Source organism: Sphingomonas sp. HMP9 (assembly GCF_013374115.1).
In the GTDB taxonomy this organism is placed as follows: Bacteria; Pseudomonadota; Alphaproteobacteria; order Sphingomonadales; family Sphingomonadaceae; genus Sphingomonas.
In genome coordinates this window covers 1,431,817-1,455,231 of record NZ_AP022673.1, presented here as the reverse complement: position 1 = coordinate 1,455,231, position 23,415 = coordinate 1,431,817, and the positions used below count along the sequence as shown (strand labels likewise).

Genomic DNA, 23,415 nt, shown 5'->3' with positions numbered 1-23,415 from the left:
TTTCCCCTTGTCCGCGCCCCATGAACATCCGCTCTTTTATCTTATGTGTGCGGATGATGGATCAGGTGCGTAACGAAGCAAGGAAAGATTGCGCGACACGATAACTTTGTTGCGAATTATGTCCTGCATGTTGCGCGCAGGACACGGCTGCCATCAGACCAGCACGGGCGCTGCGGCGCGATCCGCTTCGCCAAATACGCGGAGGTATCGGGCGATCTCCGTGGGTTCGCCGGTCGCCTTGGCCGGATTGTCCGACAGCTTCACCGCCGGACGCCCGTTCGCCGCGATCACCTTGCAGACCAGCGAGATCGGCTCCAGCGCCGCCGCGCCGTCGGGATCGCAGCCGCGGAAGTCGTTGGTCAGGTTGGTCCCCCAGCCAAAACTCATCCGCACGCGGCCGTGGAAATGGCGATAGGTCTGCTCGATCGTGTCGATATCCATCCCGTCGGAGAAGATCAGCAGCTTGGTCTTTGGATCGACGCCTTGCTCCTCCCACCAGCGGATGATCTGCTCGCCACCCGCGATCGGGGGCGCACTGTCGGGGCGAAAGCCGGTCCATTCGGCCAGCCAGTGCGGCGCGTTGCGCAGGAACGCCGTCGTCCCGAACGCATCGGGCAGCGCGATCAGGAGATTGCCGTTATAATGTTGCCGCCAATGCTCGAGCACACGGTACGGCGCCTCGGCGAGTTCGGCGTCGCTCTCGGCCAGCGCGGCGGTCACCATCGGCAGTTCGTGCGCGTTCGTGCCGATCGCCTCGAGGTCGGCATCCATCGCCAACAAGACGTTCGACGTGCCGATGAAGCGGTCGCCGAGCCCTTCCTTAAGCGCCTCGACGCACCAGCGCTGCCACAGGAACCCGTGCCGCCGCCGCGTGCCGAAATCCGACAGGATGAGGTCGGGCAACTCGCGCAACCGCTCGACCTTCTCCCACAGTTTCGCCTTGGCGCGCGCATAGACGATGTCGAGCGCGAACCGGCCGCGGTCGCGCAGGGCCGCGCGCGACTTCAGTTCGTTGATGATCGTCAGTGCGGGGATCTCCCACATCGTCGTGTGGCTCCACGGTCCTTCGAAATGCAGCTCATACTGCCCGTCGACCTTGCGCAGGTCGTAGGCGGGCAACTGGAACTCCGCGAGCCAGGCGAGGAACTCCGGCCCGAACATCTTCTGCTTGCCGTAGAAGCTGTTGCCCGCCAGCCAGATCAGCTCCTTCTTCGCGAACCGCAGCGTCCGCGCGTGATCCAGTTGCGCGCGCAGTTCGTCCTCGTCGACGATCTCGGCGAGCCGCACGGTCTTGGTCCGGTTGATCAGCGCGAAGGTGGCATGGACGTCCGGATACGCCTGCCGGATCATCTGCAACATCAACAGCTTGTAGAAATCGGTATCGAGCAGGCTGCGCACGATCGGATCGAGCCGGAAATTGTGGTTGTACGTCCGGGTGGCGATATCTGTCACGGCCATGCGCGCGGGCTCCTGCGTTGCGTCGACGCTGCGGGTGTCCGAGAAGACGCGAGTGTGTCAAGCAGCAGCCAAAGGAGACGGGCGATGACGCGGTTCGTGGTCGTAGTGGACACGCAGTGGGATTTCATGGCGGGCGAGGGCGCGCTGAGCGTCGCGGGCGCGGAGGGTTTGGTGGTGCCGATGCAGGCTTGGCTATCGACGCTCGAGCCCGCCGAAGTTGCCGGCGTCCTGTTTACGTTCGACACGCATTTCGTCGAGACCTACGCCGCCTCGCCCGAGGCCCAGATGTTTCCGATCCACTGTGTCCAGGGCGCGCAGGGTTGGGGCAACATGCTCGACGTCGCGCTGGTCGACCCGGCAATCCCGGCATGGCGGATCGAGAAGGGCGTGTTCGACATGTGGGCCGAACCCGGGCTTGCGATCGAGGATGCGCGGAATTCAAGTAGGCCGACGATTGAGCGCGAGGCGTTCTTCGCGGCGTTGGCGGCGAACGGCGTTACCGATGTCACGGTCATCGGCGTCGCGGCGGATTACTGCGTTCGATGGGCGGTCGACGGCTTGCTGGCACGGGGCTTCGCGGTGACCGTGCCGGCGGGGCTCACGCGCGGTATCGAGCGTCAGATCGATGCGGTTGCAGCGGACGATTTTGCCGGGGCCGGGCTGATCGTCCAGTCGATCGACGTTGCTGCATAGGACGACGGGATCGCCTGGCACTGAATGCCGAAACCGCCGCGACGGCTACCTGAACTCCCTTGACGCAGCCGCTGGGAAAACGGCGGTCGCAACCATGCCGAAACATCACGGACAACATCGGCTGCCAACGCAGCGGCGCGATCCTTGGACGGTCGCCGCGCAAGGGGAGTCGGCATGCAGACACTGGTATCACGATCAGGCGGCTGTGCGATCGGCCGCCACCTGCCCCGATCCCGGCACCGCGACGTGAAGGGCGAGCCGATCCAACGCTCGGCCTGTCGATGCTGCGGTGCTGCAATCGTAAAGTCCGCGGTCAGCCGCCGATGGATCGTGTCCGGTCTGCTCGGCTGATCCAGGCAGATCTTTTACCAGAAGGGGGATGACGATGAGGCTGACGATTTTGCCTGGCGCATTGGTAGGTTTGGCGGTGCTGACGCTGCCGGCGTTTGCGCAAGGACCACGCGGCGGTAGCGATGCGCACCGTGGGCCCCCGCCTGAGATGATCGCCCCGATGCAGGCGCGCGAGGCGGACGACATGGCGCTGTTGCTCAACCTGCGGCCCGCACAGCGTCCCGCGCTGACGGCGTTCCTGCAGTCGACGGCGCCGCCTGCGCCTGCGCACGACGATGCGCGGCCAAGGCCGGGTACCGCGCCGGAAGGGTTTGCCCAGCGTCTCGATCGCATGACCCAGGATTCCGCCCGGCGTTCGGCCGACGATGCCGGGCGCATCGCGGCCGCGCGAAGCTTCTATGACGCGCTCGATCCGGCGCAGCGTCAGGCGTTCGATGCGCTGATGCGGCTGCGACAGGGTACGGGCCCGCATGGTCCACCGCCACCGGTGATGAATGGCATGCCATCGCGGCCGTAAGCTTTGCCTGAGACGACGCCGCGACCTCAGTGTTCGCGGCGTTCCGGCGGCGGAATGGTCGGTTCGTCACCACCGTTACGCCACGTTTCGCCACCCGCGCGCGGCAGTTCGCCACGCGTCAGTGCGCCGTCATGGTTCTTGTCGAGCGCCGCGAACCGGGTCGCCGCGGCCTTTGCGAACTCGCCCGTATCGATACCCCGGTTGAGGTTCGCATCGGCCGATATGACCGGCTCGGGCAGGTCGAAAAAGCCGAACCGCGCCGCGCCAATGCGTTCGTGGACGATGGCGGCGCTCGTCTTGCCGTCGCCGCTGCCGAACTGCATGCCCTGACCGCCGGATCCGCCACCGCTGGGGCCCCCGCCGGGGCCGCCACCGCGCCGACCACCCCCGCCGCGACCTCGCTCGCCGCCGTCGGACCGCGGCCCGCGCCCGCCTGACGCCACGCGGATCTCGGGGACGAGGACGTTCTCGTAATAGGCGATGTCGTCGGGATCGATCTCGCCGTCCTTGCTGCGATCGAGCGCCACGAAGAACCGCGCCGCGTCATGCTGAAACTCGGCCAGCGTGATCCGCCCGTCGCTATCGGTGTCCGCCCCCGCGAACCACAGGTCCTGCGCCGCACCCGGCTTCAGCGACGCACGAAACGGCTCGCCCATCGGGCTGATGAACAATTGGCCCCGGCCTCGCGCTGGACCGTGCCCGGATGGTGGCCGCGACGTCTGCGGTCGCGGAGTCTGTGCGGAGCAGGCCGCCAGTGCGGCGGCGATGCCGATGTAGAGGACGCTACGCATGCAATCTCCCGAAATGCCGTGATATCCGTTTGACGCGCGGATCGTTGCCGGGATGTTTCGGCGCCAGCGTTCCGCTCGGCTCAGATCGGCAACGTCACGCGCGCGAGCAGCCCGACGCCCGGCCGGTTCTCGATCGTCGCATCGCCACCATGCGCGCGCGCCACTGCGCGAACGCTGGCAAGGCCAAGCCCGCTGCCGCCGGTATCGCGGTTGCGCGACTGTTCAGCGCGGAAGAACGGCTCGAACGCACGTGCCAGATCGACCGGCGCCATGCCCGGGCCCGAATCGGCCACCTCGATGATCGCGATCCCGCCTTCGCGGCGCACCTCGATTTCGGCGTGCCCGGCATATTTGACCGCGTTGCCGACCAGATTGGCGAGAAGCGCCTTCAACGACGGCGCGTCGCCCTCCAGCGCGAGCGGCGCGCCCGGATGCAACGCCACCGCATCGCCGCGATCGGCAAAGTCATCTGCGACGCTCTCGGCCAGCGACCGGAGATCGAGTCTTTGCCGGCGGACGTGCCGAGTCATGTCGCGTACGAACGCCATCGCCGCCCCGATCCGCTGGCTCATCTCCTGGATGTCGCCTTCGCTTGCCGTGCGAATGTCTTCGGGCGCCTTTTCGAGCCGTAGCGACAACCGCATTAACGGGGTGCGCAGGTCATGCGCGACTGCCGCGATCAACGTGGTCCGATCCTCGACATAGCGGTTCAGCCGCTCCTGCATCAGATTGAACGCGGTCGCTGCCTCGGCGATCTCGGGCGGGCCGACGATCGGCAGCGGTTCGGCGCGCGGATCGCGACCGAGCCGTTCGGCGGCGGCGGCGAACAGTCCGATCGGCCTGACGACACGGCGCGCCATCACCCATGCGACGGCGGCGGCGACCGCCAGCGCGACCAGGAACCACAGCACGATGCGCATTCGCCAGGGGCCGATCGTGCTGTGCGTCGGCCGGATCACGCGCCACCGACCGCTCGGCGTCTCGATCGACACGACGAACGGGCCGAACAGCGCGTTTTCGAACGATGGCGGCATATGCGACGGACGTCCCATGCCGATCGGCATCGGGGGCCGAAGCGCCCCGGCGAACAACGGCATCGCCGATCGCTCGGTCTCGACGGTCACCTTGGTGCGCGGCAAGCCGAGGTCCGCCGCGATCGACTCGGCAAGGTGGGCGTCGCGCGGATTGTCGGTCGGGCGGGGCGGTCCCGTCACTAACTCCACCTTCAGCAATCCCGTCGGATCGCGTCCCGTCCGCGCGACCGCGGCGACCCGGTTCACGGTGAAGATCTGCGGCCGGGGCGGCGGCATCAGCAACACGATCGCGAAGTTCAGGATCTGGACAAGCAACACGGTCGTCAGCCCCAGCACGAAGATGCGCAGGAACATCGGCCAGGATCGCTGTGGGTTGCGGCGCATCGGCAGGTCGATCCTGCTGCCTCCCACCGTCTCGTCGGGCATCGTGTCGTCGGACCTCACAGGCGCACCACGCGCGGCACGAAGTAATAGCCCTCGTTGCGGATCGTCCGGATGATCTCGTCGTCGCGCGCGCGCAGCTTGCGGCGCAACCGGCTGACCTGCACGTCGATCGCGCGGTCGAACGCGTCGGTGTCCGGGCCGCGTGCCGCCTCGAGCAACGCGTCGCGCGCCAACACCCGCCGCGGCCGCTCGACGAACGCGCGCAGGACCGCGAACTCGCCGTCGGTCAGGTCGATCAGCGTACCGTCGGGATCGAACAGCTCGTGCGCCGCGAAATCGACACGCCAGCCGAGAAACCCGAAGGCGCGACTGTCGCCCGCATCCTGTATCTCGCGCGCGCGCAACGCCGCGCGTACCGTCGCGAGGATCTCGCGCGGGCTGCACGGCTTGGACAGATAATGGCTCGCGCCGATCTCCAGCCCCAGGATCCGGTCGGGTTCGTCGCCCAGCGCGCTGAGCATCACCACCGGCGGCGCCCCCGTCCGCGCCAGCCGACGACATACCGACAGCCCGTCCTCGCCCGGCATCATCACGTCGAGCAGGATCAGCGACACCGCAGACCGCGCAAGCACGCCGTCCATTTCCTGCGCATTCGTCGCGGTCTCGACCTGATAGCCGTGCATCCCCAGACTATCGGCCAGCAGCGTGCGGATCATATGGTCGTCGTCGACCACCAGCAGCACGGGTTTTGCGGGGTCGGGCACGGGGCGTGGGATCATCGCGCTGTCCTGCGGTGCAAGTGTGTTCGGCATATTTCCGGTGGCGGTGGGACGCGAATCATGTCTCCGTGCGCCTCGCCGCGACGAAATCGATGAACGCGCGCAGCGGGGCAGGGAGATGCCGCCGTCCCGGGTAATACAGGAACGGTCCGGAGAAGCGCTGCCACCATGGTTCGAGCACCGGCAGCAACGCACCGCTGTCGAGGTGCGGCCGCAGCCAGTCCTCGAACAGGTGGATGATCCCCGTCCCCGCCAACGCCGCGTCGACCGCGAGATCGGTTGCCGCGCCGATCCGGACGATCAGGGGGCCGGTCGTCGCGACCTTGACGATCTCGCCGTCGCGTTCGAACTCCCAATCGTCCATGGCACCGCTTGCGAACTGGCCGCGGATGCACGCATGATCGAGCAGGTCTCGGGGATGCAGGGGCATGCCCCGACGGGCCAGATAGTCGGGCGATGCCGCGGTCGCGAACCGTTGCTCGCGCGGACCGATCGGCACCGCGATCATGTCCAGTTCCAGCCGTTCGTCGTAGCGGATGCCGGCATCGCACCCCGCCGCCAGCATGTCGACGAAACCGTCTTCCGCAACCACGTGCAGCTGTATGTCGGGATAGGCCGCCAGGAACGCGGGGACGATGCTGGGCAGAACCAACCGCGCGGCACTGACCGGCACGTTCAGCCGCAACGGCCCGGACGGCGAATCGCGATAGCCGTTGACGACGTCCAGCGCCGCGTCGACTTCGGCAAGTGCCGGCCCGAGCCGGTCGAGCAGGCGCGCACCGGCTTCGGTCGGCGCCACGCTTCGCGTCGTCCGGTTGAGCAGTCGCACGCCGAGTTTCGCTTCCAGTCGCCGCACCGCCTCGCTCAGCCCCGACGCGCTACCGCCACTGATCCGCGCACCGTCGCGGAAGCCGCCCGCCTGCGCGACCGTCACGAACGCGGAGAGATCGCCTGCATCCACTGCCATTGTACGTGTTCCCGAACAGCCCGTGCCGATACTGCCGCGTTATCGTAACAGCCGGCGCGGTCCATATGAAGGCTACACTTCGGAGGACCGGATCATGAACACGCACGGCATCACCACCACCGCCCCGCTCGCAGGCCGCACCGTCAACCGTCTCGGCTACGGCGCCATGCAGCTTGCTGGCCCCGGAGTGTTCGGACCGCCAAAGGATCCCGACGCGGCGCTCGCGGTACTGCGCGCGGCTGTCGCGGCCGGCGTGAACCATATCGACACGAGCGACTTCTACGGCCCTCATGTCACCAATCGCCTGATCCGCGAGGCACTGCATCCGTATCCGGACGACCTCGTGATCGTCACGAAGATCGGCGCGCGGCGGGGGCCCGACGGCTCCTGGAATCCTGCTTTCTCGGCTGAGGCGCTGGCGAACGCGGTCCACGACAATCTACGCAATCTCGGGCTGGACGCGCTCGATATCGTCAATCTCCGCGCGATGTTCGATGCGCATGGCCCCGCCGAGGGCTCGATCGCCGCGCCGCTCGCGGCGCTCGTCGATCTCCAGCGCCAGGGTCTGGTCCGCCATATCGGCTTGAGCAACGTCACGCCGCCGCAGGTGGCCGAGGGGCGGTCGATCGCGACCATCGCCTGCGTGCAGAACCAGTATAATCTCGCGCACCGCGACGACGATGCGCTGGTCAACGATCTCGCCGAGGCCGGGATCGCGTATGTGCCGTTCTTCCCGCTCGGTGGGTTCTCGCCCTTGCAGTCGACCGCGCTGTCGGACGTCGCGCGCCACCTGGAGGCGACGCCGATGCAGGTCGCGCTTGCCTGGTTGTTGCAGCGTTCGCCCAACATCCTGCTGATCCCGGGTACGTCGTCGCTGGGTCATCTGCAAGAGAACCTGGCGGCGGGGGCGATCGTGCTGCCCGCCGACGCGATCGCCACGCTCGATCGGATCGGCACGGGCGCCTCGCCCGACTAGGCATTTCCGTCCGAGCCTCGGGCGGCTAACGACAGCAGGATGGCCAGGAAACGCTACCTCACCGCGACGCTGCCCGACGGCTATGTGAAGACGATCGGTCCGACCGCGACGCCGTTCACGCATTACTGGCGGATCGTCGCGGTGCTGGCGAACGGCAAGACCGAGATATTCTGGGGCCACACCAAGTCGCTCGGCGAGGCGAAGAAGAAGCGCAACGCACTCGCCGAGGCGGCAGCGCAACGCGGCTGGCAGCGCTATGACTTCGAGTTCGTCGCGCTGGTGGCCTCCGACGGCTGATCCCGTCCGCCGTTCAGGCGGGCGGCAACGCCTTCACGAGTTCGAGCACCTGCGCCGCCAGTTCCATCCGACAGATGAGAAGATCGGGCAGATACGGATCGGCGCAATTATAGACGAGCTGCGATCCGTCGACGCGGCTGACGTGGAGCCCCGCCGCCTGCGCGACGGCGATCGGCGCGCAATTGTCCCACTCATATTGCCCGCCGGTATGGAGGTAGATGTCGGCCTGGCCGCGCACCACCGCCATCGCCTTCGCACCCGCCGAGCCCATCGGCACCAGCGTCGCGCCCAACGTCTCGGCGACCGCGACCGCCTCGCGCGCGGGCCGCGTCCGGCTGACGAGCATGCGGAGCGGATCGCCGGCGGGCTCCAGCGGCTTCGGCGAACCCGAGTTCAGCGTCAGCCCGAGCCCGGGCAACGCGACCGCGCCGACCGTCGCGACGCCATCGATCGCGAGTGCGACGTGGACCGCCCAGTCGGTTCGCCCCTCGCCATATTCGCGCGTGCCGTCGAGCGGGTCGACGATCCACGCGCGCCGCACCGAACACCGATCACCACTGTCCTTCTCTTCCTCGGACAGGATCGCGTCTTCGGGCCGCGCCGCGCGCAGCATCCGCATGAGGAAGGTGTTGGCCTGTTCGTCCCCCGCCTTGCCGAGATCCTTGCCGGTCAGCCCACTGATTTTCTGCAACGCGAGCAAAATTTCGCCCGCCTCGGTGGCGAGGCGCTCGGCGAGACGGACGTCGCTTTCGATGACCGTCACTTGAGCGGCATGATCTGGCGAACGATGAACGCGGCGGCCTCGACCGGCGTCATCTCGACCGTTTTGACGCGGATCTCCGCGTTCAGCGGCGCCTCGTAAGGGCTGTCGATCCCGGTAAAGTTCTTCAAATCGCCCGCCCGCGCTTTCTTGTAGAGCCCCTTGACGTCACGACCTTCCGCCACATCGAGCGGCGTGTCGACGAAGATCTCGATGAATTCCCCCGCCGGCAGCATCGATCGTACCATGTCGCGCTCGGCACGGAACGGTGAAATGAACGCCGTAAGGACGATCAGCCCGGCGTCCGCCATCAGCTTCGCCACTTCGCCGACGCGGCGGATATTCTCGATCCGGTCCGCCTCGGTAAAGCCCAGATCCTTGTTCAGCCCGTGCCGAATATTGTCGCCGTCCAGCAGGAAGGTGTGGCGGTTCATCAGGTTGAGCTGTTTCTCGACCTCGTTGGCGATCGTCGACTTGCCCGCACCCGAAAGGCCGGTGAACCACAGCACCACCTGCTTCTGGTTCTTCAGCCCGGCATGCGCCTCGCGGCCGATGTCAGTTGCCTGCCAGTGGACGTTCTGCGAGCGGCGCAGGCTGAAATGGACCATCCCCGCGGCAACGGTCGCGTTGGTGATCTTGTCGATCAGGATGAACCCGCCGAGCACCTTGTTCGGTGCCCTTGGACCCTGCGCACTCTCCTGCGCATAGGCCTCGAACACGATCGCGCGGTCCGTCGTGATCTCCGCGACGCCGATCGCGTTCAACTCCAGCGTCTTGGTCGCGAGCCGTTCCATCGTGTTGACGTTGACCTGATATTTCGGCTCGCGCACCGTCGCCGACACCATCTGCGTGCCGAGTTTCAGCCAATAGGAGCGGCCGACGATCAGCGGTTCGTCGTCCATCCAGACGATCGTCGTCTCGAACTGGTCCGCGGTCTCGGGCGGGGCGTCGGATGCAGCGATGACGTTGCCGCGCGAACAGTCGATCTCGTCGGCGAACGACAACGTGACCGACTGCCCGGCAACGGCCTCGTCGAGATTGCCGTCGAGCGTGGTAATCCGGCTGATCGTCGAGGTCTTGCCGCCGGGCAGCACGCGGATCGCATCGCCCGGCTTGACCGTGCCGGCGGCGATCTGGCCGGAGAAACCGCGGAAATCCAGGTTGGGGCGATTGACCCACTGCACGCTCATGCGGAACGGCTTGGCCTGGTCGACGTCGACATCGACATCGACCGCTTCGAGATGCTCCATCAGCGTCGGTCCGGCATACCAGGGCATCGTCTCGGACGCGATCGAGATGTTGTCGCCCTTGAAGCCCGAGATCGGCATCGGCGTGAACGCCGTGATACCGATGTTTTGCGCGAACGCCGCATAGTCGGCCACGATCTCGTCATAGCGCGCCTGATCATACCCAATCAGGTCCATCTTGTTGACGGCCAGCACCAGGTTCCGGATACCGATCAGGTGCGCGAGGTAGCTGTGTCGCTTGGTCTGGGTCAGCACGCCCTTGCGCGCGTCGACCAGGATCACGGCGAGGTCGGCGGTCGATGCGCCGGTCACCATGTTGCGCGTATATTGTTCGTGGCCGGGCGTATCCGCGACGATGAACTTGCGTTTTTCGGTCGAGAAGAAGCGGTAGGCGACGTCGATCGTGATCCCCTGTTCGCGTTCCGCTGCGAGCCCGTCGACGAGCAGCGCGAAGTCGATCGCGCCACCCTGCGTGCCGACGCGCTTGCTGTCCGCTTCGAGCGCTGCGAGCTGGTCCTCGAAGATCATCTTGGAGTCGTACAGCAGCCGGCCGATCAGCGTAGACTTGCCGTCGTCGACCGACCCGCAGGTGATGAACCGCAGCATCGTCTTGTTGCGGTGCCGGTCGAGATACGCATCGATATCCTCGGCGATCAGCGCTTCGGTCTGGTAGGCAGACTCCTGGGTTGCGATGTCGCTCATCAGAAATAGCCCTCCTGCTTCTTCTTCTCCATGCCCGCGCCGCCGGCATCCTTGTCGATCGCGCGACCCTGGCGTTCGCTGGTGGTGGTCAGCAGCGTTTCCTGGATGATCTCGGACAGCGTCGAGGCCGTGCTCTCGACCGCGCCGGTCAGCGGGTAGCAGCCAAGCGTGCGGAAGCGGATCGAGCGGTCGACGGGCACCTCGCCGGGTTCGAGGCGGAAGCGGTCGTCGTCGACCATCAGGAGCATCCCGTCGCGCTCCACCGTGGGGCGCACGCCGGCATAGTAGAGCGGCACGATCGGCACATCGTTCAGCTGGATATATTGCCAGACGTCCAGCTCGGTCCAGTTCGAGATCGGGAACACCCGGATGCTCTCGCCTTTGGACTTTCGCGCGTTGTACAGGTTCCACAATTCGGGCCGCTGGTTCTTCGGATCCCAGCCATGCGTGGCGGTGCGTAACGAAATGATGCGTTCCTTTGCGCGCGACTTTTCCTCGTCGCGCCGCGCGCCGCCGAACGCTGCATCGAACGCGTGAAGGTTGAGCGCCTGCTTCAAGCCCTCCGTCTTCCACATGTCGGTGTGGAGCGCGCCGTGGTCGAACGGATTGATCCCCCGCGCAGCAGCCTCGGGGTTCCGGTAGACCAGCAATTCCATCCCGCTCTCTGCCGCCATCCGGTCGCGCAGGCGGTACATGTCCTGGAATTTCCAGGTCGTGTCGACGTGCAGCAGCGGGAAGGGCGGGGGCGACGGATAGAAGGCCTTGCGCGCAAGGTGCAGCATCACCGCCGAATCCTTGCCGACCGAATACAGCATAACCGGCTTGTCGGCCTCGGCGACGACTTCGCGCAGGATGTGGATCGCCTCCGCCTCGAGCCGGTCCAGATGGGTGAGTGTCTTCGCCATGATATGTCTCCGCGGCGCCGTTTGCCCGGCGCGGGGCGGTCTCGGCAATCAATGCATTCTTCGGTCGGGGAACGCTTCGCTATCTCATGCCCGGCAAAGTCGCCGCCGGCCATGCGTGCTTTCGCCTAGACCAGTCGGTGGGCGAGGCAACGCATCGCGCATGCGCACGAGGCCTCAGCTAGTAAATTTATACCTGGAGCGGGGTCTCGGAATACTACGGAAACATCCGAGGGTCGGAGGGTTGTGACTATCGGCAACGCGACGCCCCGGTTCACTCGGATCTAGGCAGTGTCGCCGTCGCACTTGTGACGTTTTCCACTGGCTTTGCGAGGAACGGGATATTTCTTCCAGCTTTCTCGTTTGAAGCCCCGTCTTCCACCATTTGAAAAGAGATCAGCCATGAACACCGATACCCTTAGCGGCGCTGCAACCGACACCAGCGGCAAGATCAAGGAAACCCTTGGCGGCGCGCTCGGTGACAAGTCGCTGCAGAGCGAAGGCGTCGCGGATCAGCTGTCCGGGACGGTTCAGAAGACCGTCGGTCAGGCCAAGGATGTCGTCGAAGAGAATATCCGTCCGCTGGTCGACTATGTCCGCCAGTTTTCCAAGGAGCGCCCGTTCGCCGCAGCAGCGGTTGCCGGCGTCCTCGGGATCGCACTGATTAATACGCTACGCGGCAAGTAAGCAATGGGATGGCGACGGGTGTGCACGGCACCCGTCGCCGCCAAGACCGTTCCGCGTGTTGCGACGGCACCCTATCTCCGTCTTCGGAGCCACGCATGGCGCGTAACACCGACTACGACCTCGATTCAGAATTAGGCGCGATTCCGGCGCACCGCGATCACCGGTCGGAGGACGACTGGGACCAGATCTGGAACACGCCTAGCGCCGGCCATAGCCTGCGCCGCGCGATCAAACCGGGTTTGGCGGTCTTAGCCATCGGCATCGCATGCATAGTGATGCGATCGGGGTGGCGGCGGATGGCATCGCCGCAAACACGGATCATACCCTCTGCCGCAGATATCCACGTCCGTATGCCACCGCCCCGATAACGTAGGGTATCGCTGGCCGCCTGGCTCTCCGGAAGCTGAAGTGTTTTATCTAGAAGATACATTCCTCTCGCGTGCTTGAGTTTCGTCCTGACGGTCAGCGCAAAATGATACGAGTGGCATGCTACTGTGTTGAATTACCTCAGGTTGTAGCCGGCGACGTTGCGGTAAGGCGGACACTCTCCTAAACGTCGGCGGTAACGCGACAACCGACGGGTAGATGGCTTTGACTGACACAACCGATCGCTCGGTCGACGGCGCTCCCAAGATGACGGCGGATGCCGAACGCATCGCTGCCGAGTTGATCGCGCAGGACGTTGGCACCGATCCGTTCGTCGCGGTCGTACGCGCCACGCGGATGCCGATGATCATCACCAATCCGCGATTGCCCGACAACCCGATCGTGTTCACGAATGACGCATTCTGTCGTCTCAGCGGGTATAGTCGTGCCGAGATACTCGGCCGCAACTGTCGATTCCTGCAAGGGCCAGAGACCGATCCCGCGACCGTCGACAAAATCCGTGAGGCAGTGCGGCAGGTCAGGCCGATCGAGATCGACATCCAGAACCACCGCAAGGACGGCGAACGGTTCTGGAACCGCCTGTTGCTGGCACCGGTCTTCGATACCGAAGGCGTGCTCGCATATTTCTTTGCCAGCCAGGTCGACGTGACGATCGAGCGCGAACGGCTGAAGGGGCTCGAATCGAGCAATGCCGCGCTCCTGGCCGAGCTGACCGATCGATTGCGGATGCAGCAGGAGCAGGAGCGGGAACTAGCGTTCACGTTGAAGGCGGCACGCTTCGGCACCTGGAGCCTGGAGATTGCCAGCAAGCAGCTGACGGCTTCCGAGACGTGCAAGGAAATATTCGGCTGGCCCAGCCACGAACCCTTCACCTACGAGGATCGGCTCGAGGCAATCCATCCTGAGGACCGGGCGAAAAGCGTCGCAGAAGTCCGTCGCTGCGTCACGGAAGGTACCGACTACGACGTGGTCTACCGTATCTATCGCCGCGATGGCGAATTGCGCTGGATCGCCTCGCGCGGCCAACCCTTCTTCAATACCGAGGGAGAGGCGTTGCGGATCGCCGGCGTCTCGACCGACATCACCGACCAGCGTCGCGGCGAGACCATGCGCGCGGCGCTCGTCGAACTGAGCGACGTCTTCCGCGATATCGAGCAGCCGGAGGATATCTCGTCCGCGACCGCCAGGATTATCGGCAAGACCATAGACGTCAGCCGCGTCGGTTACGGCGAGATCGACCTGGACTCCGAAACGATCACCATCCTGCGCGACTGGAGTGCACCCAATGTCCAGCCGCTGGTCGGAAGTTTCGCGTTGCGGGATTATGGGTCCTATATCGACGATCTGAAACGCGGCGAGGAAGTCTGTGTCGAGGATTCGCGAACCGATCCGCGGACGCAATCGTCTGCCGTCGCGCTGGAAACGCTGGGCGCGCGTGCGATCATCAACATGCCGATCATGGAAAATGGGCGGCTCGTGGCGATGCTTTACGTCGTCAGCGATCGTACGCGACGCTGGCGTGAAGACGAGGTCGGGTTCGTTCGCGAAGTTGCGGAGCGCACGCGGATCGCGACCGAGCGCCGGCGCACGGAGCAGGAACTCGCGGCGCTCGCCGCGTCGCTGGAACAGCAGGTCGCAGCGCGCACGGGCGAACTCCAGCATGCCGAAGACGCGCTGCGCCAGTCGCAGAAGATGGAGGCGGTCGGCCAGCTCACCGGCGGCGTCGCGCATGACTTCAACAACCTGCTGACCGTCATCCGATCGGCGACCGACCTGCTGAAGCGTCCGGATCTGAGCGCGGAACGTCGCGAACGCTATATCGACGCGATTTCAGACACCGCGGACCGTGCTGCGAAACTGACCGGACAGTTGCTCGCCTTTGCGCGGCGACAGGCACTCAAGCCCGAAGTGATCGATGTCGGCCACAGCCTGCGCGTGATTGCCGATATGCTGGGGACGCTGACCGGATCGCGGATCGTGATCGATATCGATCTGCCCGAAACGCCGCTGTTCACCAGTGTCGATCCCAGCCAACTTGATACCGCTCTGGTAAACATGGCGGTCAACGCACGCGACGCGATGGACGGGGCCGGCAACATCCGGATCGCCGTGCGCCACGCGACGTCGATCCCGCCGGTCCGCTCGCATCCGGCCGTACTCGGACGCTATGTCGCGATTTCGATGACCGATAGCGGGTCGGGGATTGAGCCTGAGAAACTGGAGCGGATCTTCGAGCCGTTCTTCACGACCAAGGGCGTCGGACAGGGTACCGGCCTGGGCCTCAGCCAGGTGTTCGGCTTTGCCAAGCAGTCCGAGGGCGACATCATCGTCGAGAGCCCGCCGGGCGAAGGTGCGACCTTCACGCTCTATCTGCCCGAAGTCGACGAGAGTGACCGGGTCGCCGACGACGATGCGGTCCAGACCCTGGCCGACGGTCACGGAACCTGTGTGCTCGTCGTCGAGGACAACAAGGAAGTCGGGACGTTCACGACCCAGTCCCTCGCCGAACTAGGCTATGTCACGGTCTGGGCCGCCAACGCGCAAGAAGCGCTGGCCGAACTGAGCAAGGACGCCGCGCGCTTCGATATCGTGTTTTCGGACGTGGTGATGCCGGGGATCAACGGCATCGAGCTCGGCAAGGCGATCCGTGCCGAGCATCCGAACCTGCCGGTGGTGCTGACGTCAGGATACAGCAATATCCTCGCACAGGACGGCACGCACGGGTTCGAACTGCTCCACAAACCCTATTCGGTCGAGCAGCTGTCACGCGTGCTGCGCAAGGCGGCAGGCTGGGCCGGTGCCGACAGGACGTCGGGCAGCTCCAAGGAGTAAGGATCGCTGACCGCAATACTCCGGAGGGTTACGCGGTCGCCGGTTCGGTCGGCGTCATCAGTGCCCGGATACGCTGTGCGGTTTCTGGGGTTGCCGGATTATAAACGATCATTCCGAGCTCCGGTCGACCATCGACGGCAAAGGCCGAGAATTCGAGTTCGAGCAGCCCGTGTACCGGGTGATGAAGCCGCTTCAATCCGTCCGCGTGCCGTGCGACGTTGTTATCGCGCCATAAGGCGTCGAATTCGGGGCTGAGCCGCGACAGTTCATTGACCAGTTGTGCGATCTCGGCGCCTGCGCCGGCGCGCGCGGCGTCGGCGCGAAACGCACCGACGACATAGCGGGCGACGTTGAGCCAATCCTCTTGCGCCGCCTTGATGCTCGCATTGGTGAACATCAGCCGCAGGCTGTTGCGCTGGTCGCGGGGCAGCGTCGCATAATCGGTCAGCAGCGTGGCCGCCGCCGTGTTCCACGCGACGACGTCCCAGGTCGGCGTCTTGACGATCGCCGGGCTGTATTCCAGCGCGTCCAGCACGCGCTGCAGTCGCGGCGTGACTTCGTCGGACGCGCGATAGGTCGCTTCGGGCGGATGGCCGAGACCGAGCACGAAAAGGTGCTCGCGCTCCGGCTCGGTCAGCATCAGGCCGCCGGCGATACGGTTCAGTACATCCGCCGACGGCGCGCCGCCCCGACCCTGTTCGAGCCAAGTGTACCAGGTCGGCGAGATGTTCGCGCGCTGGGCGACTTCCTCGCGGCGCAAGCCTGGCGTCCGGCGCCGTCCGCCACCGAACCCGAACGCGGCAGGGTCCATGCGTGCCCTGCGATCACGCAGGAACGTGCCAAGCGCGTTTTCAGTCTCGATAGACATCGCCATCCTGTTGATGATTATACCATGATAACGTCACTACTTTTACAGGTATCGAACTACGCCCAAGTCTTGCCCCGGACAATATCGGAGAGTTCGGATGCGAGTATTTTTGACGGGTGCGACGGGTTTCATCGGGTCGCGTATCGTGCCGGAACTGTTGGGCGCAGGGCATCAGGTTCTGGGTCTTACCCGGTCGGATGCCGGAGCGCGCGGGCTGGAAGCGGCGGGCGCCGAGGTCCATCGCGGCGATCTCGGCGATCTCGACAGCCTGCGTAGCGGGGCTGAGCAGGCGGACGCGGTGATCCACACCGCCTTCGATCACGAATTCACCAACTTCGTCGCGAATTGCGAAAAAGACCGCCGCGTGATCGCCGCGATGGGGGACGTGCTGAAGGGGAGCGATCGGCCCTTGGTCATCACGTCGGGTACCGGGATCGGCGATACCGGCCCAGGCACGCCTGCCCTCGAGTCCGCGTTCAACCTCGATCACCCCAATCCGCGGATCGCGTCGGAAAAGGCGGGGCAGGTGCTGTTGGAAGCGGGCCTCGACGTGCGTGTGATGCGGCTCCCGCAGGTCCACGACACCGTCAAGCAGGGTTTGATCACGCCCTACATCGATATCGCGCGCGAGAAGGGCGTGGTCGCGTATGTCGGTGAGGGCGCCAATCGCTGGCCCGCGGCGCACGTGCTGGATGTCGCGAAGCTCTACGCGCTCGTTCTCGACAAGGGCGAGAAGGGCGCGCGGTATAACGCTGTTGCCGAGCAGGGCGTCAGCGCGCGCGCGATCGCCGAGGTCGTCGCTGCCGGGCTCGGCCTGCCGACGCTATCGTTGACGCAGGAACAGGCGAACGATCATTTCGGCTGGTTCGGCATGTTCGCCTCGCTGGACATGCTGGCCACCAGCGAATGGACGCGCGCGCAACTCGGCTGGAACCCGACCGGGCCGGGGCTGATCGCCGATCTGGAAGCGATGGACTACGCGCCGAGCCTCGTCGCGGCCTGACCGAGCATTCCCGCTGGCGGCAAATTATCGCGTGCCGTCAGCGGGATGCGCCTCGAGCAGATGCCGCTTGCGTCGGTGCGCGGCTTGGGACCATCCTGCGGCATCGTCTATCGGGGGTCTCATGCGTCGTTTCATCACTGCGGTACTGCTCGCCTGCGTCGCTACGCCCGTCCTCGCCAAGTCGGTGGTCGTCGAAGAGGTGTCGCTCGACCGGTTGAGGGCGCTGATGAACGACGGTGCAGCCAGCAGCGTCGACATCACCCAGGCCTATCTCGCCCGGATCGCGGCGATGGACCGCAAGGGACCAGCGCTGCACAGCGTCATTGCGGTCAATCCCGATGCGCTTGCACAAGCCCGGGCGCTCGATGCCGAACGCAAGGCGGGGCGTGTGCGCGGTCCGCTGCACGGCATCCCGATCCTCATAAAGGACAATATCGAGACGGCGGATCCGCTGCCGACGACGGCGGGCAGTCTGGCGCTGCGCGATAACATGACCCGCCGGGACGCGCCGATGGTCGCCTATCTGCGGCGCGCGGGAGCGGTCATCCTCGGCAAGACCAATTTGTCGGAATGGGCCAACATCCGATCGACCCATTCGATGAGCGGCTGGAGCGCGGTCGGCGGCCTGGTGCGCAATCCCTATGCGCTAGACCGGACCGCGTGCGGTTCGTCGTCGGGGTCGGGCGCCGCGGTCGCCGCGAGTTTCGCCGCTGCGGCGGTCGGCACCGAAACCGACGGGTCGGTCGTGTGCCCGTCGTCGCTGAACGGGCTGGTCGGCTTCAAGCCGTCAATCGGTCTGGTCAGCCGTACGCACGTCGTACCGATCAGCCACAGCCAGGATACGCCGGGGCCGATGGCGCGCAGCGTGACCGACGTCGCGATCCTGTTGTCGGGCATGGTCGGGGCGGACCCGGCGGACCGCGTGACGGCGCGTGCGGTGACCAAGGATTATGCCGCGGGGCTTTCAGCCGGGGCGCTGTCCGGCATGCGAGTCGGAATCGTCCGGCCCGATGCCATGTCGGCGGATCTCGTCGTCCGCTATAACGCGGCGCTCGACGTGCTTCGTGCAGCGGGCGCCGTGCTGGTCGAGGTGAAGGCGCCAAAGCTGGACGGCTTGGGCGAAGCGGAACTCATGGTCCTGAAAACCGAACTCAAGGCCGACCTGAACGCTTATCTCGCGACCACGCCGCCCGCGGTCGCCACGAAGACTTTAACCGCGGTAATCGCCTTCAATCGCGCGAACGCGGCGACCGAAATGCCGTTCTTCGCGCAGGAACTGTTCGAAGACGCGGACAAGACCAAGGGGCTCGACGATCCCGCGTACAAGACCGCGCGCGCGACATCGCTGCGGCTGGCGGGCGCGCAGGGGATCGACGCGATGCTGCGCAGCGCGCGCGCGCAGATCCTGGTCGAGCCGACCTATGACGCGGCATGGCTGACTGACCCCGTCTACGGCGATACGTATGCGGGGCCGTCCGCGGCGACATTGCCCGCGGTCGCCGGCTACCCGCATCTGACGGTCCCGATAGGTCTCGTTCGGGGCCTGCCCGTCGGCCTGTCCTTCATCGCAACCAGGAACGCCGACGAGACAGTGTTGCGCGCCGGCTATGCGTATGAACAGCGTGCCAAGGCCAGGTCTGCGCCGCAGTATTTGCCGAGCATCGCTGTCGATCGGTGAGGTGCGGGGGGCTTACCCCGCCTTCTTCTTGGTCTCGGGCATGGCGACCAGATAGAGCACCAGCCCGAGGCCGGCGATGGTCGCCAGCGTCAGGAAGCTGACCGTGTAGCCCGACCAGACGATGATCGCGCCGGCGAGCGTGGCCGACAGCGCGGCACCCAGGCCTTGCGCACTGGCGACCGCGCCCTGGCTGACGTTGAAGCGCCCCGTGCCCTTGGTCAGGTCGGCGATCACGACCGGGAACAGCGCCCCGAAGATGCCGGCGCCGATGCCGTCCAGCGCCTGTACGCCGACCAGCCACCACGGATCGTTCGACACGGTGTACAGCGCACCGCGCGCCGCGAGGAACGCGAATGCGACGAGGAAGAGCGGCTTGGTGCCCCATTTCTCCGTATTGCGCCCGACGACGATCGCGACCGGCACCATCACCAGCTGCGCCGCGACGATGCAGGCGGCGGTCAGCGAGGTCGCCTGATCCTTGCCCACGGTGCGTGAGAGCAACTGGCTGACGGACGTCAGCATCGCCGCATTGGCGAGGTGGAACAGGAAGGCGGTGACCGCGAAGATCATCAGCGGCTTGTTCTCGATCAGCGCCTTCCAGCCGCTCGGCTCCTCGCAATCATCCTCGGGTTCGCAATCGAGACCGCGCGCGACCGCATTGTCGATGTCGTCGTTCTCGATCCGCGACGCGGTCACGATGCTCGCAACCGTTAGCGCGCCCATCAGGTAGAAGACGACGACCGGTCCGAACTTCCAGGCCAGCACGCCCGCGAGCGCCGCCGACACCGCGTTGCCCGCGTGATTAAAGGCTTCGTTGCGCCCGACGCGCTTGGCGAACAGCTTCGGGCCGACAAGGCCGAGCGTGATGGCCGAGATCGCCGGCGCGAACACCGCGCCTGCGACCGCCGCGATCGACTGCGTGACCGCGACTGCGGTGAAGCCACTGACGATCGGCAACGAGATGCTGCTGAGCGTCACGAGCAGCGCGGCGATCATGACGATCCGGGGCTTGTTCCTGGCGCGATCGATCAGGCTGCCGGCGGGGGTCTGCGAGATCAGGCCGACGATCCCGGCGATCGTCAGGATCATGCCGACGGTCGCCTCGTTCCAGCCATGCGCCGGGCCGCGCACCGCGAGGAGATAGATTGCGAGATACGGCCCGAGCCCGTCGCGAACGTCGGCAAGGAAGAAGTTCAGCGCATCGAGCGTCCTGGTCGGCGCACCGCCGCGCGGCGACTGTCCGTCTTTCCGGTCGCTCGCGCCTTTAGTCGGGACCGTATCCATCGTGGTTGCCATCGAAAGTTCCTGCAAGTCCGTGTCCGGCACCCGGCGGCGTTCGAGGAACGACGGATGTTGTGTCGCTAAAGCTGCCGGCCGATCGAAAGTTTCGCCGAGGCTTAAATATAGTCTGGTTGCAAATCTCCCATGATCTCAAAAGCTAAACCGAAACTGAACGCGCTGGTTCAGGTTCGAATCATGAATAAAATGTCACGGAACGATGGTCTTCCAGTCTCGCTATGGGCGAACACTCGGCGTCCATCGGGCGCAATACTAAAAGGCTATTGGAATGGCAGGAAGCCTGACCTGGATACACTTTGGCGACCTGCATGTGGACGAAGCAGATGGGTATGAAGGACTGTCGCGGTTTCGCGCGCTGATGGCGGTGGCGCGCGACCATGGCGGCGCTGGCATGAGCGATGCGATCGACTTCGCGCTGTTACCGGGCGACAATGCGAACCACGGAACGCAGGATCAATATGCGCGGATTGCGGCGGCGATGACCGAATGGCCCGGGGCATGGCACGTCCTTGCAGGCGACCATGATTTCGAACCCGGCTGCCTGACGGCGATGCGCGCGATCGCACGCCGGATGGCCCCCTATGCCGAGACGATTGCCGGCTATCGCTGCCTGTTCCTCGACATCGTGTCGGCGGGGAAGGGCGGTCCGGACTTCCGGATCGATCCCGACCAGCGGCTTTGGATCGAACGCGAGTTGAGTGGTGCGACCGTCGCGGGCGAACTGGTGGCGGTGTTCATGCATGCCTATCCCGGCGACCTGCGTGACGATCCCGACGGTGTCGCCGGGCTGTTCGCCGCGCACCGCGTCGCGTTCGTCGATACCGGCCATACCCATTACAACGAGCTGCTGAACGACAGGCGCGTGATCTATGGCGCGACCCGGTCGACCGGCCAGATCGAAGAGGGCGCACCCGGTTTCTCGTTAGTCACGCTCGACGATGGCATACCGAGTTGGCGGTTCCACGCGATCGACGATCCCTGGCCGCTCGTCCAGATCACCAGCCCCGTCGACCGCCGCCTGATGACCGATCCGGCGCGCGCCGACGCGGTGCCCGGCGGCACCGTCGTGGTCCGGGCAAAGATTCTCGGGACGGCGGCGGCGGCCTCGATCTGGATCGACGCGGGCGAGGAGATCGCGATGACCCGGTCTGGCGATATGTCTGCGGTCTGGACAGCGACACTGAGCGGTTTGGCCGATGGTCTTCACCGCATAAGCGTCCGCAGCGGTGCCGGGGAGGATCGCATCGAAATCCTCGTTCGCAACGGCGCGGCAAAACCCAAGCGCAACCCGCCCGTCGCGCTAGGGCGAGACGTGCACGCGGTCGGAGCCTGGCCGGATCGCGGTATCGACGGCGCGCAACGCGGCCCGAACAAGAACGGACTCGACTGGTGATTAACCGCAAGATGCAGCCCGGACGGCGCCCAACGACCCGGACGGTCGCGGCATGAATGGTCATGCCGCGCTAGCGACCTATGCGATTTGGGCGATCTGCTTCGTCGCGACCTTCGGCGTGATCACGCGTCCGTTCAAGCTGCCCGAAGCGGTCTGGGCGGTCGCGGGCGCGGCGGCATTGCTCGCGTTCGGGCTGATGTCGCCCGGTGCCGCGTGGAGCGCGGTGTTGAAGGGTAGCGACGTCTATCTGTTCCTGATCGGCATGATGCTGCTGTCGGAAGTCGCGCGGGAACAGGGGTTGTTCGACTGGGTGGCGGAACACGCCGTCAGGCTGGCGAACGGGTCGACCAGCCGGTTGTTCGCCTTGGTCTTCGGCGTCGGCATCGTCGTCACGACCTTCCTGTCGAACGATGCGACGGCGGTGGTGCTGACGCCTGCCGTCTATGCCGCGGCCAAGAAGGCGAAAGCAAATCCGTTGCCGATGCTGTTCGCGTGCGCGCTGATCGCCAACGCGGCGAGCTTCGTCCTGCCGATCTCGAACCCTGCGAACCTCGTGCTGTACGGCGGCGCGATGCCGTCGCTCGGTGCATGGATGGCGTCGTTCGCGCTCCCGTCCTTGCTGTCGATCGGGGTGACTTTCCTCGTCCTGCGCTGGGTCGAGCGCGAGCGGCTCACGGGGCAGTGCGAGACCGTCGTCGAGACCGGGACACTGTCGCGGGGCGGGAAGATCGCGCTCGGCGGGATCGTCGCGACGGCGGTTCTGTTGATTGCAGCCTCGGCACGGGGCCACGAGTTGGGCCTGCCGACCTGCCTTGCCGGGATCGCGACGATGGCCGCGATCTGTATCGGCGGGCGGACGTCGCCATTGCCCACGCTGCGCTCGGTGTCCTGGGCGGTGCTGCCGCTGGTCGCCGGGCTGTTCGTGCTGGTCGAGGCGCTGGCGAGCACTGGCGTGATCGCGATGCTGGCGAGTCGTCTGGCCGCGGGTGCGGCGCAGTCGCCGTCGACGACCGCGGGCGTCGCGGGAACGATCCTGGCGTTCGGATCGAACCTGATGAACAACCTGCCAGCGGGCCTGATCGCCAGCACCACGCTGCAACAGGCGCACGTCCCGCAGATCGTCACCGACGGCTTGCTGATCGGCGTCGACCTGGGGCCGAACCTGTCGATCACGGGGTCGCTCGCCACCATCCTGTGGCTCACCGCGATCCGCCGTGAGGGCGAGGACGTCGGCTTCTGGCGGTTCCTCAAGGTCGGCGCGGTCGTCATGCCGCCCGCGCTCTTCGCGGCACTTGGCGCGCGATTGCTCGTCGGCTGAGGCACCGCACCGGGTCCGCGAAATTCGCATCACGCGGCGCTTGGCAGACCAGCATCCGGCAGACTATACCGTTCGGTACTGAATACGGATCA

21 protein-coding genes are annotated in these 23,415 nt (G+C 65.7%); 11 read left to right on the top strand and 10 right to left on the bottom strand.

The genetic code is table 11. From position 1 onward, the window contains the following. Positions 1-153: 153 nt before the first annotated feature. A complete protein-coding gene (gene pncB, locus HMP09_RS06420) occupies positions 154-1,458 on the bottom strand; it encodes a nicotinate phosphoribosyltransferase (RefSeq protein ID WP_176499675.1) in 1,305 nt (434 codons plus the stop codon). A gap of 84 nt (positions 1,459-1,542) precedes the next feature. Here pncB and HMP09_RS06415 point away from each other — a divergent pair, with 84 nt between their 5' ends. The 3 genes from HMP09_RS06415 (at position 1,543) to HMP09_RS06410 (ending at position 3,019) form a co-directional block, all read left to right on the top strand. Further along, positions 1,543-2,151, top strand: coding sequence for an isochorismatase family protein (locus HMP09_RS06415; RefSeq protein ID WP_176499674.1), 609 nt, complete (start codon positions 1,543-1,545; stop codon positions 2,149-2,151). A gap of 174 nt (positions 2,152-2,325) precedes the next feature. Next, positions 2,326-2,502 carry a hypothetical protein gene (locus HMP09_RS18360; RefSeq protein WP_232090721.1) on the top strand — a complete coding sequence of 59 codons (177 nt, stop codon included), beginning with the start codon at positions 2,326-2,328 and terminating at the stop codon, positions 2,500-2,502. Between the two features lie 34 nt (positions 2,503-2,536). Next, entirely contained in the window at positions 2,537-3,019 is a 483-nt protein-coding gene (locus HMP09_RS06410) for a Spy/CpxP family protein refolding chaperone (RefSeq protein ID WP_176499673.1), read from the top strand. A gap of 26 nt (positions 3,020-3,045) precedes the next feature. On the opposite strand, the gene HMP09_RS06405 is transcribed toward HMP09_RS06410, so the two are convergent. The 4 genes from HMP09_RS06405 to HMP09_RS06390 all read right to left on the bottom strand — a co-directional run bounded on the left by HMP09_RS06405 (position 3,046) and on the right by HMP09_RS06390 (position 6,974). Then, the gene (locus tag HMP09_RS06405; RefSeq protein WP_176499672.1) at positions 3,046-3,810 is read right to left on the bottom strand and encodes an EF-hand domain-containing protein; all 765 of its coding nucleotides are present in this window, start codon (positions 3,808-3,810) and stop codon (positions 3,046-3,048) included. A gap of 80 nt (positions 3,811-3,890) precedes the next feature. After that, the gene (locus HMP09_RS06400) at positions 3,891-5,288 is read right to left on the bottom strand and encodes a sensor histidine kinase (protein ID WP_232090720.1); all 1,398 of its coding nucleotides are present in this window, start codon (positions 5,286-5,288) and stop codon (positions 3,891-3,893) included. Then, entirely contained in the window at positions 5,285-6,007 is a 723-nt protein-coding gene (locus HMP09_RS06395) for a response regulator (protein WP_232090716.1), read from the bottom strand. The genes HMP09_RS06400 and HMP09_RS06395 overlap by 4 nt, the downstream gene beginning before the upstream one ends. A gap of 58 nt (positions 6,008-6,065) precedes the next feature. Beyond that, the gene (locus HMP09_RS06390; RefSeq protein ID WP_176499670.1) at positions 6,066-6,974 is read right to left on the bottom strand and encodes a LysR family transcriptional regulator; all 909 of its coding nucleotides are present in this window, start codon (positions 6,972-6,974) and stop codon (positions 6,066-6,068) included. Between the two features lie 94 nt (positions 6,975-7,068). Here HMP09_RS06390 and HMP09_RS06385 point away from each other — a divergent pair, with 94 nt between their 5' ends. Beyond that, positions 7,069-7,950 (top strand): aldo/keto reductase family oxidoreductase, encoded by an 882-nt coding sequence (locus HMP09_RS06385; protein ID WP_176499669.1) that lies wholly within the window; start codon positions 7,069-7,071, stop codon positions 7,948-7,950. Between the two features lie 39 nt (positions 7,951-7,989). Beyond that, positions 7,990-8,247, top strand: coding sequence for a hypothetical protein (locus HMP09_RS06380; RefSeq protein ID WP_176499668.1), 258 nt, complete (start codon positions 7,990-7,992; stop codon positions 8,245-8,247). A 13-nt stretch (positions 8,248-8,260) separates the two neighbouring features. Here HMP09_RS06380 and HMP09_RS06375 read toward each other — a convergent pair whose 3' ends face one another. The 3 genes from HMP09_RS06375 to cysD are packed head-to-tail and all read right to left on the bottom strand — an operon-like array spanning position 8,261 to position 11,861. After that, entirely contained in the window at positions 8,261-9,010 is a 750-nt protein-coding gene (locus HMP09_RS06375) for a 3'(2'),5'-bisphosphate nucleotidase CysQ (protein WP_176499667.1), read from the bottom strand. Beyond that, the gene (gene cysN / locus HMP09_RS06370; protein WP_176499666.1) at positions 9,007-10,956 is read right to left on the bottom strand and encodes a sulfate adenylyltransferase subunit CysN; all 1,950 of its coding nucleotides are present in this window, start codon (positions 10,954-10,956) and stop codon (positions 9,007-9,009) included. The genes HMP09_RS06375 and cysN overlap by 4 nt, the downstream gene beginning before the upstream one ends. Further along, entirely contained in the window at positions 10,956-11,861 is a 906-nt protein-coding gene (gene cysD / locus HMP09_RS06365) for a sulfate adenylyltransferase subunit CysD (protein ID WP_176499665.1), read from the bottom strand. The genes cysN and cysD overlap by 1 nt, the downstream gene beginning before the upstream one ends. Before the next feature lie 399 nt (positions 11,862-12,260). On the opposite strand from cysD, the gene HMP09_RS06360 reads away from it, so the two are divergent. Together HMP09_RS06360 and HMP09_RS06355 are read left to right on the top strand one after the other, a co-directional pair. Continuing rightward, positions 12,261-12,545: a CsbD family protein gene (locus HMP09_RS06360; protein ID WP_176499664.1), complete on the top strand. Its 285-nt coding sequence runs from the start codon at positions 12,261-12,263 to the stop codon at positions 12,543-12,545. 585 nt (positions 12,546-13,130) lie between these two features. Then, a complete protein-coding gene (locus tag HMP09_RS06355) occupies positions 13,131-15,764 on the top strand; it encodes a PAS domain-containing protein (protein WP_232090714.1) in 2,634 nt (877 codons plus the stop codon). Between the two features lie 28 nt (positions 15,765-15,792). Here HMP09_RS06355 and HMP09_RS06350 read toward each other — a convergent pair whose 3' ends face one another. Next, positions 15,793-16,632, bottom strand: a complete 840-nt coding sequence (locus HMP09_RS06350) for a helix-turn-helix transcriptional regulator (protein WP_176499663.1) — start codon at positions 16,630-16,632, stop codon at positions 15,793-15,795. A 97-nt stretch (positions 16,633-16,729) separates the two neighbouring features. On the opposite strand from HMP09_RS06350, the gene HMP09_RS06345 reads away from it, so the two are divergent. Continuing rightward, complete coding sequence (locus tag HMP09_RS06345; RefSeq protein WP_176499662.1) at positions 16,730-17,635, top strand: SDR family oxidoreductase; 906 nt, start codon at positions 16,730-16,732, stop codon at positions 17,633-17,635. 121 nt (positions 17,636-17,756) lie between these two features. Further along, on the top strand, positions 17,757-19,313 hold the full coding sequence (locus tag HMP09_RS06340) for an amidase (protein ID WP_176499661.1): 1,557 nt from the start codon (positions 17,757-17,759) through the stop codon (positions 19,311-19,313). A gap of 12 nt (positions 19,314-19,325) precedes the next feature. On the opposite strand, the gene HMP09_RS06335 is transcribed toward HMP09_RS06340, so the two are convergent. Beyond that, positions 19,326-20,609 (bottom strand): MFS transporter, encoded by a 1,284-nt coding sequence (locus tag HMP09_RS06335; protein ID WP_176499660.1) that lies wholly within the window; start codon positions 20,607-20,609, stop codon positions 19,326-19,328. A 271-nt stretch (positions 20,610-20,880) separates the two neighbouring features. Between HMP09_RS06335 and HMP09_RS06330 the strand changes: the two genes are divergently transcribed. Then, positions 20,881-22,005 carry a metallophosphoesterase family protein gene (locus HMP09_RS06330; RefSeq protein WP_176499659.1) on the top strand — a complete coding sequence of 375 codons (1,125 nt, stop codon included), beginning with the start codon at positions 20,881-20,883 and terminating at the stop codon, positions 22,003-22,005. 52 nt (positions 22,006-22,057) lie between these two features. After that, complete coding sequence (locus HMP09_RS06325; RefSeq protein ID WP_176499658.1) at positions 22,058-23,323, top strand: arsenic transporter; 1,266 nt, start codon at positions 22,058-22,060, stop codon at positions 23,321-23,323. Positions 23,324-23,415: the final 92 nt, after the last annotated feature.

Excerpts from the sequence above, each read along its gene's own strand:
- pncB (WP_176499675.1), bottom strand. The coding sequence starts at position 1,458 with ATGGCCGTGACAGATATCGCCACCCGGACGTACAACCACAATTTCCGG.
- HMP09_RS06415 (WP_176499674.1), top strand. The coding sequence starts at position 1,543 with ATGACGCGGTTCGTGGTCGTAGTGGACACGCAGTGGGATTTCATGGCG.
- HMP09_RS18360 (WP_232090721.1), top strand. The coding sequence starts at position 2,326 with ATGCAGACACTGGTATCACGATCAGGCGGCTGTGCGATCGGCCGCCAC.
- HMP09_RS06410 (WP_176499673.1), top strand. The coding sequence starts at position 2,537 with ATGAGGCTGACGATTTTGCCTGGCGCATTGGTAGGTTTGGCGGTGCTG.
- HMP09_RS06405 (WP_176499672.1), bottom strand. The coding sequence starts at position 3,810 with ATGCGTAGCGTCCTCTACATCGGCATCGCCGCCGCACTGGCGGCCTGC.
- HMP09_RS06395 (WP_232090716.1), bottom strand. The coding sequence starts at position 6,007 with ATGATCCCACGCCCCGTGCCCGACCCCGCAAAACCCGTGCTGCTGGTG.
- HMP09_RS06390 (WP_176499670.1), bottom strand. The coding sequence starts at position 6,974 with ATGGCAGTGGATGCAGGCGATCTCTCCGCGTTCGTGACGGTCGCGCAG.
- HMP09_RS06385 (WP_176499669.1), top strand. The coding sequence starts at position 7,069 with ATGAACACGCACGGCATCACCACCACCGCCCCGCTCGCAGGCCGCACC.
- HMP09_RS06380 (WP_176499668.1), top strand. The coding sequence starts at position 7,990 with ATGGCCAGGAAACGCTACCTCACCGCGACGCTGCCCGACGGCTATGTG.
- cysN (WP_176499666.1), bottom strand. The coding sequence starts at position 10,956 with ATGAGCGACATCGCAACCCAGGAGTCTGCCTACCAGACCGAAGCGCTG.
- cysD (WP_176499665.1), bottom strand. The coding sequence starts at position 11,861 with ATGGCGAAGACACTCACCCATCTGGACCGGCTCGAGGCGGAGGCGATC.
- HMP09_RS06360 (WP_176499664.1), top strand. The coding sequence starts at position 12,261 with ATGAACACCGATACCCTTAGCGGCGCTGCAACCGACACCAGCGGCAAG.
- HMP09_RS06355 (WP_232090714.1), top strand. The coding sequence starts at position 13,131 with ATGGCTTTGACTGACACAACCGATCGCTCGGTCGACGGCGCTCCCAAG.
- HMP09_RS06350 (WP_176499663.1), bottom strand. The coding sequence starts at position 16,632 with ATGTCTATCGAGACTGAAAACGCGCTTGGCACGTTCCTGCGTGATCGC.
- HMP09_RS06345 (WP_176499662.1), top strand. The coding sequence starts at position 16,730 with ATGCGAGTATTTTTGACGGGTGCGACGGGTTTCATCGGGTCGCGTATC.
- HMP09_RS06340 (WP_176499661.1), top strand. The coding sequence starts at position 17,757 with ATGCGTCGTTTCATCACTGCGGTACTGCTCGCCTGCGTCGCTACGCCC.
- HMP09_RS06335 (WP_176499660.1), bottom strand. The coding sequence starts at position 20,609 with ATGGCAACCACGATGGATACGGTCCCGACTAAAGGCGCGAGCGACCGG.
- HMP09_RS06330 (WP_176499659.1), top strand. The coding sequence starts at position 20,881 with ATGGCAGGAAGCCTGACCTGGATACACTTTGGCGACCTGCATGTGGAC.
- HMP09_RS06325 (WP_176499658.1), top strand. The coding sequence starts at position 22,058 with ATGAATGGTCATGCCGCGCTAGCGACCTATGCGATTTGGGCGATCTGC.